General features: G+C 41.6%; 17 protein-coding genes. 13 read left to right on the forward strand and 4 right to left on the reverse strand.

Annotation, left to right across the window (positions count from 1 at the left end):
- Positions 1–99 precede the first annotated feature (99 nt).
- Positions 100–630, forward strand: coding sequence for a GNAT family N-acetyltransferase (locus NFU46_RS05220; protein ID WP_251600316.1), 531 nt, complete (start codon positions 100–102; stop codon positions 628–630).
- A gap of 13 nt (positions 631–643) precedes the next feature.
- On the opposite strand, the gene NFU46_RS05225 is transcribed toward NFU46_RS05220, so the two are convergent.
- Positions 644–1,030: an MmcQ/YjbR family DNA-binding protein gene (locus tag NFU46_RS05225; RefSeq protein ID WP_054553214.1), complete on the reverse strand. Its 387-nt coding sequence runs from the start codon at positions 1,028–1,030 to the stop codon at positions 644–646.
- A 190-nt stretch (positions 1,031–1,220) separates the two neighbouring features.
- On the opposite strand from NFU46_RS05225, the gene yeiP reads away from it, so the two are divergent.
- From yeiP to NFU46_RS05260, 7 genes are all read left to right on the forward strand, one after another.
- Positions 1,221–1,793, forward strand: a complete 573-nt coding sequence (gene yeiP / locus NFU46_RS05230) for an elongation factor P-like protein YeiP (RefSeq protein WP_055020721.1) — start codon at positions 1,221–1,223, stop codon at positions 1,791–1,793.
- A 145-nt stretch (positions 1,794–1,938) separates the two neighbouring features.
- The gene (locus NFU46_RS05235) at positions 1,939–2,667 is read left to right on the forward strand and encodes an RDD family protein (RefSeq protein WP_251600319.1); all 729 of its coding nucleotides are present in this window, start codon (positions 1,939–1,941) and stop codon (positions 2,665–2,667) included.
- Positions 2,664–3,614, forward strand: coding sequence for a stage II sporulation protein M (locus tag NFU46_RS05240; RefSeq protein ID WP_251600322.1), 951 nt, complete (start codon positions 2,664–2,666; stop codon positions 3,612–3,614). Before NFU46_RS05235 ends, NFU46_RS05240 begins: the two co-directional genes overlap by 4 nt.
- On the forward strand, positions 3,604–5,064 hold the full coding sequence (locus tag NFU46_RS05245) for a hypothetical protein (RefSeq protein WP_251600325.1): 1,461 nt from the start codon (positions 3,604–3,606) through the stop codon (positions 5,062–5,064). Before NFU46_RS05240 ends, NFU46_RS05245 begins: the two co-directional genes overlap by 11 nt.
- Positions 5,054–6,202 carry a DUF4350 domain-containing protein gene (locus NFU46_RS05250; protein ID WP_251600328.1) on the forward strand — a complete coding sequence of 383 codons (1,149 nt, stop codon included), beginning with the start codon at positions 5,054–5,056 and terminating at the stop codon, positions 6,200–6,202. Before NFU46_RS05245 ends, NFU46_RS05250 begins: the two co-directional genes overlap by 11 nt.
- The gene (locus NFU46_RS05255; protein ID WP_054553208.1) at positions 6,199–7,182 is read left to right on the forward strand and encodes a MoxR family ATPase; all 984 of its coding nucleotides are present in this window, start codon (positions 6,199–6,201) and stop codon (positions 7,180–7,182) included. The genes NFU46_RS05250 and NFU46_RS05255 overlap by 4 nt, the downstream gene beginning before the upstream one ends.
- A complete protein-coding gene (locus NFU46_RS05260) occupies positions 7,179–8,498 on the forward strand; it encodes a DUF58 domain-containing protein (protein ID WP_251600331.1) in 1,320 nt (439 codons plus the stop codon). Before NFU46_RS05255 ends, NFU46_RS05260 begins: the two co-directional genes overlap by 4 nt.
- 69 nt (positions 8,499–8,567) lie before the next feature.
- On the opposite strand, the gene NFU46_RS05265 is transcribed toward NFU46_RS05260, so the two are convergent.
- On the reverse strand, positions 8,568–9,044 hold the full coding sequence (locus NFU46_RS05265) for a DUF4234 domain-containing protein (RefSeq protein ID WP_251600334.1): 477 nt from the start codon (positions 9,042–9,044) through the stop codon (positions 8,568–8,570).
- 221 nt (positions 9,045–9,265) lie between these two features.
- Between NFU46_RS05265 and NFU46_RS05270 the strand changes: the two genes are divergently transcribed.
- Positions 9,266–9,460, forward strand: a complete 195-nt coding sequence (locus NFU46_RS05270) for a hypothetical protein (RefSeq protein WP_058586342.1) — start codon at positions 9,266–9,268, stop codon at positions 9,458–9,460.
- Here the strand turns inward: NFU46_RS05270 and NFU46_RS05275 are convergent.
- Together NFU46_RS05275 and NFU46_RS05280 are read right to left on the reverse strand one after the other, a co-directional pair.
- Positions 9,457–11,571, reverse strand: a complete 2,115-nt coding sequence (locus NFU46_RS05275; RefSeq protein ID WP_405030609.1) for an EAL domain-containing protein — start codon at positions 11,569–11,571, stop codon at positions 9,457–9,459. The two genes, NFU46_RS05270 and NFU46_RS05275, sit on opposite strands and share 4 nt — an antisense overlap.
- Positions 11,572–11,747: 176 nt before the next feature.
- Entirely contained in the window at positions 11,748–14,468 is a 2,721-nt protein-coding gene (locus tag NFU46_RS05280) for an insulinase family protein (RefSeq protein ID WP_251600339.1), read from the reverse strand.
- Positions 14,469–14,663: 195 nt separating this feature from the next.
- On the opposite strand from NFU46_RS05280, the gene sixA reads away from it, so the two are divergent.
- The 4 genes from sixA to NFU46_RS05300 are packed head-to-tail and all read left to right on the forward strand — an operon-like array spanning position 14,664 to position 16,731.
- Complete coding sequence (sixA, locus tag NFU46_RS05285; RefSeq protein WP_058586339.1) at positions 14,664–15,140, forward strand: phosphohistidine phosphatase SixA; 477 nt, start codon at positions 14,664–14,666, stop codon at positions 15,138–15,140.
- 49 nt (positions 15,141–15,189) lie between these two features.
- Positions 15,190–15,540: a RidA family protein gene (locus NFU46_RS05290; RefSeq protein ID WP_251600342.1), complete on the forward strand. Its 351-nt coding sequence runs from the start codon at positions 15,190–15,192 to the stop codon at positions 15,538–15,540.
- Complete coding sequence (locus tag NFU46_RS05295; RefSeq protein ID WP_251600345.1) at positions 15,524–16,000, forward strand: ASCH domain-containing protein; 477 nt, start codon at positions 15,524–15,526, stop codon at positions 15,998–16,000. The genes NFU46_RS05290 and NFU46_RS05295 overlap by 17 nt, the downstream gene beginning before the upstream one ends.
- Positions 15,997–16,731, forward strand: a complete 735-nt coding sequence (locus tag NFU46_RS05300; RefSeq protein WP_251600348.1) for an SDR family oxidoreductase — start codon at positions 15,997–15,999, stop codon at positions 16,729–16,731. Before NFU46_RS05295 ends, NFU46_RS05300 begins: the two co-directional genes overlap by 4 nt.
- Positions 16,732–16,733: the final 2 nt, after the last annotated feature.

The following is a 16,733-nucleotide window of genomic DNA, read 5'->3' on the forward strand; positions in this document are numbered from 1 at the left end:
TTGAGCGGGGCTTTTTTCTTCTATATTGGCCATAAGTGGTATTTAACTCACGAAATCTGTTTGTTATAACTAGGTTTATTTACAAAGCGATTAATCACCATGACTCTCACCACTGCGCGATTAACATTACGGCTGTTAAATGCCGATGATTGGCCATTGTTTTATACTTTGCATAATGATGCTGAAGTTATAGCTAAATGCTTCGATAAGCCCTCAGAGGCGCAGTTGCGAGCTAAGTTTAATGAACGTTTAAAGCCTTGGCAGCCAAATTCGAATTCACCACTTTGTTTAGTTATTGTTGAAACCATTACAGGTAAAGAGGTGGGGGTAACTGGGTTTACTTCATCAACAGTGCCAGATAGTCAAGAAGTCGGTTATTTGTTGCTGCCTAATTTTTATGGTCGTGGCTATGCCACAGAGTCTTTGCAAGCAGTGCTTGATTACGCCAAATCAGAACATGCTGTACGTGAATTTAAAGCGGTTGTTACCGAGGGTAATATCGGTTCAGAAAAAGTACTTGAGAAATGTGGTTTTCAGTTAGTCGATAAGCAGCTAGATGCGTATGCTATTGGCGGTGTTTTGTATACCGATCATCATTTTCATTTAAGTTGCACTGATCACCGAGCGTGATCAGTGCGCAATTTTACAGATGAAGCTCAATCGCTTTTCTGTCTTTTTCTGGCATATTCGCAACCACTAAATCAAACGAATTATCAATCATTCGTTCAATCTCTCCTTGTGGTACGGTGCCGTCTAAAATAACCGTATTCCATAAACGTTTGTTCATGTGATAACCCGGGATCACCGACGGGAAAATATCACGCAGTGCTTGGGCTTCATCTGGATCGCATTTCAGATTTAGCCACCATACAAGGTTTCCTTCATCGTCTGTTTGGCCTTCTTTGCCCTCGGCAAGGGTGGCAAACATTTTATGATTCACCTTGTAAACGTCGACATCTTGGCCAAATGGTTGGGTGATCATCACCAATGGCTTTTTCATTAAATACTCGTGTACTGTGTGTTGATTCATGATCCAATCCTTGAAGTCATTTTTCGTAGTTATAAAGATAGCAGCTTTTTCGTAGTTTTGAGACAACTATTGTCATAATTTGCTGAAAAATCGAATAAATAACGGCTGCGAGTCAAAACTGTAAATTTTTATTGAACAAAAGTCATTACGTGGTAAATTTCTGTCATCAAAAAACGATAGGAATACACCCATGCCTAAGGCAAGTGAAGTTAAAAAAGGCGCCGCTATCGAGCATAACGGCCGTGTTTTAGTAGTTAAAGATATTCAACGTTCTGTACCACAAGGCCGTGCTGGTGGCAGTTTATACCGCATGCGTTTATACGATGTGGTAACAGGCGGTAAAGTTGATGAAACATTTAAAGACAGCGACATGCTAAAGCTTGCTGATCTCATTCGTCGTGAAGCTATGTTCTCTTACATTGACGGTGAAGAGTATGTTTTCATGGATAACGAAGACTACACGCCATATAACCTAAATAAAGAAGCGATCAGCGAAGAGATTTTATTCGTTAATGAAGAAACTCAAGGTCTTCACGTTATTGTGATTGATGGCTCGCCAGTTGGCTTAGATTTACCATCGAGTGTTGAGCTTGTAGTTGAAGAAACTGACCCTTCAATCAAGGGCGCTTCAGCAAGTGCACGTTCAAAGCCTGCGCGTTTAACAACGGGTTTAACGATTCAAGTTCCTGAGCATATTTCAACAGGCGACCGTATTCGTATTAATACCGTTGAGCATAAATTTATGGGTCGCGCAGAAAAATAACTCTGTACCCTTTTAGAAACCGGCTTATAGCCGGTTTTTTTGTTTTATTTGTAACGCGCTCATAACAATATTCATTGAAAAAGGAACGAAAAACGCGCATTATTATTGGCTTACGAAAACAATAATAAATACCAGTAGTAGATTAATGTTGAACCACGGATTGGAAAACAGAGAATACATCAAACTCCCCGAAGGCGTTGATATCGCCATTACTCCCGCTGGCGTTGCTGCCCGAAGCTATGCCTACATTATCGATTTTATTATCCGTAGTTTGGTTTTACTTGCTGTAGGTACTGTATTTGCCTTTTTTGGCGATGCTGGGCAGGGACTTATATTAATTGCTTACTTTTTAGTTTCATGGGGTTATAACATCCTGTTTGAAATGGAAAGTGGCCAAACGCCGGGTAAAAAACGCCTTAAAATCCGTGTTGTGCAAGACAATGGTTTACCGGCAAGCTTTTCGCAAATTATAGTGCGTAACTTACTACGCCCAGCCGATATGCTACCTATAGGCTATTTCTTAGGCCTTGTGGTTATGTTGTTTAACAACCGTTTTAAACGCATTGGTGATTGGGCTGCAGGCACCATGGTCATTTACGACGATGAGTTAGCTACGCGCCCTGAATTATCTCAAGGTGAAGTGCATATTCCTACCATTAGCTTAACCACCGAAGAGCAATTAGCTGTGCTTGCTTTTGCAGAGCGTCATGATGAATTATCTGATGCAAGGCGCCGTGAGTTGGCAGCTATCTTAGCTGCACCGTTTTCTGCCGCAGAGCATGAGATTGAGGCGCAGCTCGTTAGCTATGCACGCCACTTTGCTGGTCAAGTTCAACACGATAGCGATTACCCGCAGCAGGAGGGTAAGCAATGAAGCAAACTCAATTTGTAAAATCAAATAGTGTCAGTTGGGATGAGTTTGAAGCGCTTTGTGAACAAAATAGTGCAGAGTCTTTACCTGTTAATTTCCCTAATTTGTATCGCAAAGTCTGTAATGATTTAGCCATTGCGCAAAGTCGTCAATACAGCCCGGTGTTGATTGAGCAAATAAACAGGTTGGTGCAGTTAGGGCAGAAGCGCCTTTATTTATCTCGAAGCAATCAATTTTCTGAAATATGGCATGTGGCCCGCACTGCATTTCCGCGTGCACTGTATGAAAATCGTTTAATGCTTGGTATTAACTTATTGGCATTTTGGGCATTGGCCTTAATTGCTTTTATTTGGGTGACAATTGACCCTGATGCTGCGTATACATTTTTAGGGCAAGGCACTGTCCTTAATATCGAACAAATGTATAACCCTAGTGGTAGCGTTCAATCGGCTGAGCGCGGCGCATCGCAAGATCTGATGATGTTCGGGGTCTATATCTACAATAACATTGGAATTGCATTTCAGATGTTTGCAGGTGGCGTATTGTTCTGTGTTGGCGCTGCTTTTTTCTTATTGTTCAATAGTTTTTATTTTGGTGCTGTTGCAGCTCACATTGTGAATGTTGGATTTGAAGGGCCATTTTTCTCGTTTGTAATAACCCATGGTTCGTTTGAGTTAACCGCTATCATTATTGCCTCAGCGGCCGGGTGTCAAATAGGTTACGGCTTGTTAAACCCTGGACAGTATACCCGCGCATATGCGATGAAACAGGCTGCACAAAAAGCGCTTCCACTGATTGTTGGCGCATTTTTGATGTTAGTCATTGCCGCTTTTATCGAAGCATTTTGGTCACCCCGTGATATTGCTAACGAAGTTAAATATTTAGTTGGCAGCGGTTGCTGGGCTTATGTCATTTTTCGCCTATACAGAGGAATGCGCTATGGAGCTTAATCGTCTTAGCTTCAACCCTCGCAAACGCAGTGCTTACGAAACCTTTGATTTAACAGTGTTGCTAGTTAAGCAGCATGCTGTGGCATTGGTCTCTTTGTATTTAATGTTGGCAGTACCCGTATTTTTGATTGTCGGCTTTTTATTAAGCTGGGGCATAGGTGGCTTTGTTGTTTGGTGGCTTAAACCTGTATTTGAGCGACCTTTACTCGATTACATGTCAAAAGCGGTTTTCAATCAGCCAGTCAACATAATGAGTAGCTTAAAGTCACTCAAGCAGTTAAAAATCGCTGATATGTTGGCGCATTTAACCGTTTTTAGGCTCAGCCCAAACAGAGCATTTTTAGCTCCAGTTGAACAGCTTGAACGACTATCAGGTGAGCGCAAAACTAAGCGTAAGCAGGTGTTGTTTGCTTCAACTAAGCCTAAGCAGACATTGTGGATGCTGTTCTGTGTACATTTTGAGTTTATCTTATTGATGGGAATATCGGCACTGACAATTGCACTTGTGCCCCATTCATTCTCTGCACAAGAAGCCATGTACCAAATACTCGAAGCGCCAATCTGGGTTGAGATAGCGTTTAACTTTATTTATATCATCAGTATCTCGTTAGTCGCACCGTTATTTGTTACCGGTGGATTTCTTGCTTATTTACACCGTCGAGTTGAACTAGAAGGCTGGGATATAGAGCTGGCATTTAAAAATATTCGCACCCGTCTTGCAGGCGTAGTCAGTGCTGTAGCACTACTTATACTTACAACGTTTACGCTGCAACCATCAACAAGCTATGCAGAGCAAATCGATAAGCAAGCGGTAAAAGAGCAAGTTACTGCTCTTTATAATGAGCCTAATGTCATTGAAACTGAGACCACATGGGTGCCAAATATCGAAGCAAAAGCGAGTTCATCAGATAGTGACTGGTCATGGCTTATCGATGTGTTTACTGCCATTGGCGAAGTGTTTGGCGTGTTAGTTTGGGTATTGGTCGGTTTATTAGTTATTTGGCTAGTTTATTACCTGATGCAAAAGCGTGGCTTTTTTGCCAACTTAAGCTTGCCTGAGCGCAGTAAAGTGAATGAAGAGCCTGTTATCCCAACCTTATTTGCAGAAATTAAAAATAAGGATTTACCTACAGATTTAATTGCCGCTGCAAAGCAATGTTTTGAGCAAGGTGAGCACCGCTTGGCGCTGGCGTATTTGCTTCATCATGCGCTGAGTTGGGCGCAGCAACAACATGAAGTGCGCTTGCACCGCTCTATGACTGAGCGCGAATGTAAACGTGCAATCGATGCTGGGGTGCCAAATCAAGGGCAAGCAATTTTTGCCCGCTTATTTTCTGCGTGGGTTACGGTTGCTTGGGGCCATAAAACCCCTGATATCGACTTTATTGAGCTGACAGAGCAAATTACGGCAATGACAACAGAGACTAAGGAGCAAGCCCATGAAGCTTAAGGTTGTGCTCATAGCGGTGCTAGTGGTGTTTAGCTTATTTGTTATTGCTGGTATTGCTTCTTTAGATTGGCAGAAAAAAGAAATAGAAATTGGCTTTCATAGTGATGTAGCAAGAGATAACTTTACGATGGCTAAGCGGCTACTTAAAGCCAATGGTATCGATTGGAATAAAAACAAACGCTTGGCAGAGCAAGCACAAAGTGATGAGTTAAACATAGACCCACAAAGTATCTTAATTTTGGATGAGGCGGTGCTTGCTGACTCTTACCAGTTAGATGTACAGCTTGCTGATTGGGTCGCTGATGGCGGACGTTTAATTTATGTATTAAACAGGCAACGTGATGAGCTGGCAATTGATAGCACCGTATTTTTTAGTCAGCTTGGCATCAATGTAGAAAGCCAAGAAAATGTGTTTGAATATGACTTTGCGATGCTCAAAGAAGGGAATAAAAATAGTACTTTATCAATTGATGAAAACACTCAGCTTGACCTTGAGCTAAGCCGTGCCTTTTTTATTGAAAACTGCCCCGGTGTGAGTACCAACAATGATAACGGCGATACCTTGATGTGTGACTTTGCATTTGGTCAAGGTAGGGTCATTGTGATGCCATCGCTGTTACCTTTTACCAATTACCGACTTCGCCATCTGGATCATGGCAGTTTATTACTTTGGTTAAGTAAAGGGGCTGAAAAAGTAACCTATGTACCTTACCTGACTTACCCAAATTGGTTTGCCAAATTATGGCACTGGAGCTGGCAATTTGTGGTGACGTTGCTGTTATTAATTGTGCTTGCAGTGTGGCATATCAGTAGTCGTATCGGCCGCTCTTATGCTCCTGACTTCGATATAAAAACCAGCTTTAATCAGCATATTCGAGCAGTAGCAAACTTTTATTCAGAGCATGGTCACGAAGCCGAGTTATTTACTGCACTCAAGAAAGATTTTTACGCCAAAGTAGAGTCGCGAGTGCCTAACTTTAAGATGCTTAGTGCTGAAAAGCAGGCGCAGATCATCGCTAATTTAACTTATTTTGAAAAACAACAGGTGGCTGAGTTGCTTGCTAGCAAGTTGCCTGAGTCCAAAGAACAACGAACAGAATATATAAAACGATTTAAACAATTAAGGAATGCCTTATGAGCACGGAATTAGACACTAATCGCATGAGCTTAGTTGAGGCAGCTGATGCAGTAAAACAAGTAAAGCATAACATTTCGCGTGTGTTAGTTGGTCAAGATGCCATTGTTGAAGATGTGCTTACGGTGCTCTTTGCGGGTGGTCATGTGTTACTTGAAGGGGTTCCTGGGCTTGGTAAAACGCTACTGGTTAGAGCCTTAGCAAAAAGCTTAAATGTAGACTTTTCGCGAGTGCAGTTTACACCGGATTTAATGCCTTCAGATGTTGTTGGTCATAGTTTGTATGATATGAAATCAGGTGAATTTAATATCAAAAAAGGCCCAGCATTTACTAATATTTTGCTGGCTGATGAAATCAACCGTGCACCAGCTAAAACGCAATCAGCCCTTCTTGAGGTGATGCAAGAGCAACAAATCACCATTGATGGCGAGTCATTATCTATTGATTCACCGTTTATGGTATTAGCCACTCAAAACCCATTAGATCAAGAAGGGACGTACCCACTTCCTGAGGCTGAATTAGACCGTTTTATGATGAAAGTTGAGCTTGGTTTTCCTTCTCATGAATCGGAAGTTGAGCTTTTAAAACTAAATACACAAATTGTCTCTAATGAAACCAAAGTAGAGCAGCTCCCTGCGGTATTGGATGCTAAGCGTATTGCGGAAATTAAACAGCTTTGTGCAGATATCTTAGTAGACGAGCAAATACTGAATTATGCCGTCGATATCGTGCGTAGTTCACGAACTTGGCAAGGCGTATTGCATGGCGCAGGGTTACGTGCCTCAATTAATATCATTAAAGCGGCAAAAGTAATGGCATTGATGAATGGCCGTGACTTTGTAACCCCTGATGATGTGAAGTCAGTGTCAGTGAATATTTTAAGACACCGATTAATTTTATCGGCTGATTTGGAGTTGGAAGGGGTGTCATTCGATGAAGTGATCAATGCCATTTTAGCCAGTGTTGAAGCGCCGCGCTCATGAAACGCATCAAGCATAGGCCTGCAAAACGCTTAGTACAATTAACAGCTTTGTTGCTGTTATTGTTGCTTGTCTGTGCCATTGCATCAGTTGACAGCTTAGTGCTAACGGCCTTGCTCTTAGTGCCTTTATTGGTCGCATTTATAGATTATATGGCAGCGAAGTCAGAGCCTTTACTTGAAGTAAGTGCACAAACGAATCTCAACATGGCTTTGTATCGCCGCCAAGCATTGCAGGTAGTGATTAAAAACAAAGCGAAGCATGCGATCATGCTAGATGTCAGTGTTCATTTAAGTAATGCTATTGAGCTGCAAAAGCCACAGCAAACGGTGTTTATTGATGCAATGCAACAAGTAAAGCAGAGCTTTACATTACGTGCTCACAAACGAGGCGATGCGCAGATCAGTGCCATTGAACTTAGGGTCGGGTCGCCATTTGGCCTTTGGCAAACAAACTGGTTAGCTGCGCAAGCGATTCAATTAAAAGTGTATCCAGATTTTAGCCGTGTTACTTCAAAGCAGCATTTAAGTGGCGTAGTGAATAAGCCTATTTCAGGTTTAAAACTCACTAAAAAGCGCGGTGATGGTATCGAGTTTCAGCAATTACGTGAATATCGCCAAGGTGATAGTGTTAGACAGATAGACTGGCAGGCGACCAGTAAGCGTCGAAAACTCATTTCTCGAGAGTATCAAGAAGAGCAAAATCAACACGTCATAGTGATGCTCGATGCCTCTAAAAAAATGGCCATTGAAGCCAATGAAGGCAGCCACTTTGATCATGCTTTAAATGCATTATTACTGCTGTCGCACACAGTTTTAAAGCAAGGTGATTGGTTTAGCATGCAAAGCTTTAACCAAAACCTGCGCTGGTTACCTGATGTAAAAGGCGCACAAAATGTATCAAGGGTGATGAATCACTTTTATGATCTATACCCAGATAAGAGCAGCAGTGACTATTTAGTGGCTGTGAACCAATTAATCGCTAAACGCAGTAAACGTTCTTTAGTGTTATTAGTCACCACCCTTGATGAGCAAAGCATTGAGGAGTTGATGCCTGCAATAAAGTTATTACAAAAACACCACCTAGTGGCACTTATCAATATTAATAACCGTGCTGTAAATGAGGTGCTCGATGAGCCTATTGAAAAGTACGAAGATGCAACCAGCTATTGTGCAGCATTAGCGCTGTTAAATTCACATAAAGCCAATATGGCGAAGCTAAAAAAGCAAGGGGTGATAGCCATAGACTGTAACCCTGAGCAGTTACTGCCGCATGTGCTTAACACCTATCTAAATGTGAAGCACTCCGGGGCATTGTAATAACCTAATACAAACCCGCAATAAAAAAGGCATTGAATTCAATGCCTTTTTTATTAAATAACGAAACGATTATTTTTGATTATCAATAGCTTCGTTAATTTTGTATTGGAAATAAATAGCATAAAAGAAAAATGTCAGTATGCCACTTAAATGCACTGGTTCGTTACTGCCTTCATTGATTAGCTCTTTAAGTGAGGCACGTAACGAGAAAATAAATACTAGGCCAACAATAAAAGTAATAATTGAGATTATAGAAGAAAATACTTCAGGTATTGATGTAAACGCTACTGCAATGTTAATTACGTAAAGGGCTATATAACCATAAACTAGGTTTTGGTTAACTTGATGTTTGGCAAGCGCGTTTGCTTTGTTTGTGCGGCTTACTAGCCAGTAAATTGCGTAAATACCCAATGTGATAAGACTTAAAAAGAACACGCCCCAAGCAGAGAAGCGGTCAAAGTTTAAAATAGGTTTATTACCACCATTATTTTGCTGAGTAAGCTCAGCTTCTGGTGCTTCATAGATGTTAGCTGATTCTTCAGACATAACGATTCCTCATGATTATTTTTGTATATTCCTTGGTGCTGGTAGCACGTTCCGATAATAGCAAAAAGGTTGGTTTTTGTACATCATTTCAACAGCCTAGAAAGTAAGGTTAACTACCATAAAGGTCAGTATAAATAAGCCTTATAGAGGGTATAGCATGAGTGAAGTTTCAATGTTTGCTGAAATTATGTACACTGCCGCTGATTTTAATGAGGTGCTGTGTGTTATTTGTATTTTTGAGCTGTGTATTTATTTTGGTGATGTATTTAGAGTCTCTGTCTAAAGGGATGCCAGTAAAGCGTTGGATGCTGTTAGGTGGAGTGCTTGGGCCTGTCGCTTGGTGTTTGTTTAACGTGCATTACCGCCGCGCATTTGTGCGCCATGTTGGCCGCCAATCTTGTGGCTGGCGACCTTAAACTTTTGCTGTTTTTAACAGGCTCGGCGCAGATTTATCGAGTTGTTTTTGTAGGAAGGCGGTAAATTCAGGCTGAGACAGTGGCTTAGAGTAATAGTAGCCTTGAACCGTCTGGCACTTTAACTGCTCTAACATCACAACCTGTTCGGCTTGCTCAACCCCTTCTGCAACTACATGCAAATCAAGGTTATGGGCAATGGTCACAATTGAGTCAACCATATTGCGGCCACGCTCTGATTGCATATCATCAATAAAGGCTTTATCAACTTTCAAGGTATTAAGCGGGAACTGTTTAAGATAGGCTAAAGATGAGTAACCCGTGCCAAAGTCATCCATTGCAAGGTGAATACCCCGAGCACTGAGTGAACGCATGACTGCTATTGCTTCGTTAGGATCGTCCATAACCGTACCTTCGGTGATCTCAAGTTCAAGGAAATAAGAGGGCAGTTCATTCTTTTGTAAAATCACATCAATACGAGTGGTTAGATCTGGTAAGCTAAACTGCTTAGCTGATAAGTTCACAGCAACACGACCGTTGAATAAGCCTTGGTCTATCCATGCTTTTACATCGCGGCATGCTTTGTTTAAAACAACTTCACCAATTTCGATAATTTGCCCAGTTTCTTCAGCGATAGGAATAAACACTCCTGGGCTGATCACACCTTTTTTCGGGGTAATAAAGCGCACAAGCGCTTCCATACCATCGAGTTTACCTGTACGAATATTCATCTTCGGTTGATAATATACTTCAAAGTGATCTTCTTTTAGGCCGTAACGCATTAAGTTTTCGATTTGTAAGCGTTTAACTGCTTCACGGTTCATAGTGTCGTTGAAAAACAGATAGCTATTGCCTTTTTTCTTAGCGTGATACATGGCTGTGTCCGCATTTTTAAGTAATAGCTCTGGGGTATTGCCATCTTCAGGGAACAGCACGATACCGACACTTGAGGTGATCACTAGCTCGTGACCTGCCATATTAAAAGGCGTGGCAATTGCAGCTAAAAAGAGTTTAGCCATGCGAGTGATGGTATGTATATCGTTGGTGCCCGACATTACCAGTGCAAACTCATCACCGCCTAGGCGATAAAACACATCTTTTTCACGGGTTAACTTATTCAGGCGCATCGCAAGCTTAGATAGCAAGCTATCACCAAGTTGGTGACCCAGAGAGTCATTAATCTTTTTAAAGTTATCTAGGTCAAACACTAATAAAGCATGATGGTTATCTTGCTTAGCGAGCTTTTTCAGGTTAGTGAAAAATAAGTTTCGGTTAGGTAAGCCTGTTGTGCGGTCGCGGTTCGATAAATTATGTAATTGCGATTCGGCTTTTTTACGCTCAGTTTGATCTGAAAACACAACGACATAGTTACATATTTGGTTGTGCTCATTTTTGATTTCATCAATTGAAATTTCAATCGGTAACAGCTGCCTTTTCGCATTGCGAAGTTTAACCTCTTGCTGCCAATGCTCCGTGGCTTTTACAGTGGCTTTAATTTCATCCACATAGCTTTGGTCATAGCCATTCAAGGTAAAATCTTTCTTTAAATATTGCTCTCGTGTACCACCAAATAGCGTTAAGAAGCTTGGATTTAAGTCAACCAGCTTAAAGTTTTTATCGTAAATGGCGATGGCGTCAGTCAACGATTCAACACATTTTGCGAATAGGTTTAAACGGGCTTCTGTTGATTTAAGTTGAGAAATATCTCTTACAGTGCCTGTCATACGCAAAGGGCTTAGGTTTGCGTCTTTTTCGATGATCTTGCCGCGATCTAGTACCCAATGCCAACGACCGAGGCTGTCTTTGATGCGATAACTTGCTTCAAAAAAAGCGGTGTGTTCTGCAAAGTGTTTTTTTAGGGCTGTTTCGACGTGTTGTAAGTCGTGTGGGTGAATCAATTCGCGGTTAGGGGGAAAGCCGCTGCTACTGTTTGTATCTGAGGTGTATTTATCATTTATTCGTAGCACTTCTCCGGTTTTTATATTCCAATCCCAGAGAGTGTCGCCACTGCCTTCTACGGTACTTTTTAAGCGATGTTCTGAAATACGTAGTTGTTTTCGAGAGCGCTTTAATTTGAAAATTACAAATAATAGGTACGGCAATAACAGCATCATAATAGCACTTGGAATAAGCAGCAAGGTGCTCTGTTCAAGCTCTATGGGGCTGGCGGATGCTGAAAAAATCCCAGCCATACTTATTGTTAAAAAAGCAGAAATCATTTTTATTTTTTTTATCATTAATGCATTACCGTAAATCGCACCAATTAATCTAATCTAAGCACGCGTTCGAGTCAAAGAGAATGCGAAGAAAGGGTTGCTTTTGGCTGTTTTTTGGCCTTTGGCTCACTTAAAAGTTCTATTCTTGGCCGGTTATCACTAAACGTTTCGGTTATATATTGCTGTATCTGCTCAAGAGTTAACTTATCAAGCGCCTCTAAAAGCTGCTGCTGCATATTAAATTCAGTATCGCGATTACCGATTGCTAACCATAAACGTTGCGAGCGTAAGCGTAAATTTTTATCTTTCTCAGCAATGTGTGTAACAAGACCTGCTTTGGTATCGAGCCATTGCTGCTCAGAAATGCTGTTTACTTGTGACACATAATTATTAATAAACTGCTGGTGACGATGAAGTATTTCATCAGCACTATGCTTAGGTGACTGTACATAAAAAGCAATACCAGCACGGGTATTAAAAGGAGCATAGCCCGCACCAACTAAGTAGCCGAGCTGTTGCTTGGTTCTTAACTCATTAAAATAATCTTGGTTTATTAAATGATTAAGTACCATCATTTGCACCTTTTCGGTGGTGTCATCCGTTTGTGCTTGATAGTACAGTACCATCGCATGATCGCTACAATTTAACGTGAAGCGCTGTTGACCTACTTCGGTTATATCGTTTAGCGGTCGCGTTAAATCAATAATTGTTGTGCTGTCAGCTAGGTGCTCAGTCACTTGCTTTTGGAACTTGAGCGCATCAGAGCGTTGCCAGTTACCATGTAAAAAAGACTCAACGTGCAAGGCTTTAAAAAACTCATTTCTAAAGCAATTAAATTGATGGAAACTCGTATCCTTTAAAGCTTGTGCTAAGGCATTAGGCTCTGGGTTCCATGGCATGATTTGCGCACCCAAAATACTAAATAGCTCACTAACAGGCTTGTTTTGATTGCTGTTTCGCCAGTGTCTAACGAGCTGCTTTTTATATTCAGCAAAGCGTTTTGCGCAGATTTCAACATTAAAGAGTGCTTCAAGTAACTCATTAACCAGCTCTAACTGACTCGATGAGAGACCCGCAGTATGAAGGGTTAAGCCACCTTGGTGCGAGGTTAAGTGATAACTAAGACCAGCCAATTCTGCTGGATAAAATTGCTCAGCAACACTGTCCATAAACAGGTCTGCAAATAAGCGCGTAAGGGCCATGTGTTTAACATCTTTAATCGCAAAGGTTGAGTCCATTGCTAAGTAAAAATGCCCTTTAGCTACTCTGAAAGTTGCGTCTTGTTTAAACCAAAAATCAAAGCCGTCTCGTGTGACTAAAAGCTCAGGTGATTTATTTGGCTCGTCTAATGGTAATAGTTCAACATCTTTTGTGAGGTATGGGTTAGCACTTGGTAAGCACATCTGTGGTAATGGCGTGTTTATTTCACTAAGCGCTTCTAACCAACTTGTTGATATGTCTTCTACTTTATATGGGGTGTTGTACCAAGCTGTAGTGTGCTCAGGCTCAACACCTGGATGAATCAATACCAAGCGCATGTTATCAGGTGTTAGCCATTGCATGGCAATTTCATGAGCGCAGCGGTTAAAGCCTTCCATTAAATAATCGCCTTGCACATAGTTGGCTTCATCGTAATGCTGCATATTAATGCTTAAGTTACTAACCCAATCAATTAAACGTGCTTTTTCTTGGTTATCAAAGGCAATTTGCAAGAGGTTCTTTTTGTCTTGATAAAGACGTGGCAACTTATCGCAATTTTGGTTAATTAAGCAGATATACTCAAACACCATTTCGACGATATCTTCATAGTATTCAATACCTTCATCAGTCAATGCCATACTGATGTTAAAATCTTTGAAGTTACTGCCATTAATGCCACCACCTGCTGAGAGGGCATTGATCCAACCTTGCTCTTTTAAAATAGAGTAAAGTGACCCTTTGCCTTCGTAGCCAAGTAAGTGAGCGATAAAACTAACGGTTTTGTGACGATAAAAGTCATCTATATTTGGCATTGCAAAGCTAATAATGAGCTTTTGCATATGTTTATGTGGCTCAATGTGTAACACCTTACCTAAATCTTGTTTACGGTAAAGTGGTTGCTCTATGATCTCTTTACTTTTTGGCTGACCTTTAATTTCGCTAAATAACCGTTTTACCCAGGCGGACATGGTCGCAATATCTTCATTGCTACATATCACCAGTGTCATCCACTGAGCCTGATAGTGGCTATCGAAAAAAGCACGTAGCTCATCACTGATACAGCCCTCACGATCCGCGAGGGTTTGCTGGTTACCGACCGAAAACTTTGCAAAGGGGTGTGCTGGGTTAACCGTTTCTTTGTGAGCCTGATAAATTCGTCGGCCATCATCTTTTATTTTTAGTTTAAATTCTGCGTCTATGGCGTTACGTTCTTTTGTTGTCTCTTTAGGATTTAAGAGTGGGGCAATAAAAAAACGACTGAATTGCGCCAGTGCTTCAGCAAACTGTTGGTTGTTAATATCAAAGAAGTAGCAAGTGTGCTCAGTGCCAGTCCAGGCATTGGTGTTGCCACCAGATTGCGATACAAAATTAGAAAAACCGCCCGATTCTGGGTACAGATCGGTGCCTAAAAAAAGCATATGCTCTAAAAAGTGCGCGAGACCTTGCCTATCAAGGGGATCATCGAAATGACCTGCGTTAATAGCCATTGAAGCCGCTGATTTTGTTGACTCTAAGTCTTGCACTAAAAGTACTTTTAGACCATTGTCCAGTGTTAGGGGTTGATATGTTCTGTTATCATTGCGGCTGATATTCAAAAGATGCTCCTGAAAGAGTGCGTTAATGTCCTAACAACAGATGATATTTTCAGGAAAGCTAAAAAAGACTGAGCTACGAAAATCTACCTGAATATCATAAGCGGATGTTTAATGTATCTAGTGATGATATTCTAATATAGCGAACAATCAAGCAAACTGGCTACTGTTTTATATTCTTTAATCGGTTGATTTTTTATGAAAACAATCTTAATCATGCGCCATGGCGAAGCTACGCCAATGCAAGCAGATGATGCAGCAAGACAACTGACCGAGACCGGTCACCAAGAAGCCAGTCGAATGGGGCAGTGGTTAGCGACACACCATAAACCTGATGCTCTGTTGGTAAGTCCTTACATTCGCGCACAACAAACTGCTTTGGATGCGACACAACATATTTCGTTACAATTTAATGAAACCTGCAGTGATATTACCCCTGATGGTGTACCGCAAATTGCTGCTGATTACCTAGAAACCCTGATTGCTATGCATCCAGACTGCAATACCTGGTTGGTCGTTGCCCATATGCCAATTGTTAGCTACTTAGTTGACCAGTTAAGCCCTGGTCATATGCCAATTTTCAATACCGGGGCGGTTGCTGTTATCGAATATGATGAACACAAACAGCGCAGTCACTACCTCAGTATTCACTCGCCAAATAACGTCGAAATCTAACAGTGGATTTGCTAAATTAGCGCCACTGTTAATTTTTTAAGTTCTTACTATGACAATCGAACGTTTACAAACCGGTGCGCGTATGAGCCGTATCGTTAAGCATAACGGCACAGTATACCTATGCGGCCAAGTTTGTGCTGATGCTGAAAAAGATATCACCGAACAAACTCAAACCATGCTAGACAAGGTCGAAGCGCTACTTATTGAAGCAAGTAGTAGCAAAGAGCACATGCTAAGCGCCACAATTTACCTGAAAAGCATGGAATACTTTGCACAAATGAACGCTGTTTGGGATGCATGGGTACCACAGGGTCATGCACCTGCTCGCGCTTGTGTTGAAGCAAAAATGGCGCGCGATGCACTACTCGTTGAGATTTCTGTCGTTGCAGCCATTAAGTAACGAGCAGCGTATCGCGCAGATGATTGCTCGCTTTAATGAGCAATCAGGGCGCGCAGTGATTAAACTGCCAAGTTGGCATTTTTGCGACAATGAGCAAGATGCCAATGACTGCGCATTATTGGTTTTAAATGGCGTAAAACAAGCAACAACCCCTTCACTTTATTGGTTTAAAGCCAATAATGAAGCTCTTCCTGAAGTTGGTGATTTAGCCATTTTTACCAATTGGCAGGGGCAGCCCCTCGGCATTATTGAAACCGTCTCAGTAACCATCACCGCATTTAATCAAATAAGCGCCGATTACGCTGTATTAGAAGGCGAGGGCGACAAAAGCCTTGAGTTCTGGCAGCGTGTACATTGGGATTATTATCAGCGAGAGCTCGCAGGTACAGAGTATCAATGTCATCCCGATATGCCATTGGTGTGTGAGCAGTTTAAGTTAGTTTTCAAGGAGTCAGAATGAGCACGAATCCAGTGGTTCTTATTACCGGAGGCGGCCGCGGTATAGGCGCAGCGACAGCAAAGCTGTTTGCTAAACATGGCTACGATGTGTGTATTAATTATAAGTCAGATCACGCAAGTGCAGAGCAAGTCGCTGATAAGCTAAAAGCCTATGGCGTGAATGCCTATTTGTTGCAAGCCGATATCGCTGATGAGCAGCAAGTGCTTGCCATGTTCGCTAAATTAGATGCTCAGGTTTCGCGGTTAGATGTGTTAGTTAATAACGCAGCGATGATGATGCCGCAAATGTCGTTATTAGAAATGGATGCTAAGCGTATCAACGCTATATTGAGTTGTAATGTTACAGGTGCATTTTTGTGTGCGCGAGAAGCAATAAAGCGTATGGACAAAGGCAGTATTGTCAATGTTTCATCGGGTGCTTCACGCACAGGCTCGCCAAATGAATATTTAGATTATGCCGCATCCAAAGGAGCGCTTGATACTTTCACGATTGGCCTTACCAAAGAAGTCGCGAGTAAAGGTATTCGGGTAAACGCGGTAAGGCCAGGCCTTATTTATACCGATATGCACCGTGATGGCGGTGAAGCAAACCGAGTCGATAGGTTAAAATCTAAGTTGCCGCTAGGACGCGGTGGTGAAGTTGACGAGGTCGCTTCAGCAATTTACTTTTTGGCAAGTGAGCAAGCCTCATTCACAACGGGCAGTTTTATCGATGTATCTGGTGGCTTATAAAA

The organism is Pseudoalteromonas sp. NCCP-2140 (genome assembly GCF_023708065.1).
Lineage (GTDB): Bacteria > Pseudomonadota > Gammaproteobacteria > Enterobacterales > Alteromonadaceae > Pseudoalteromonas.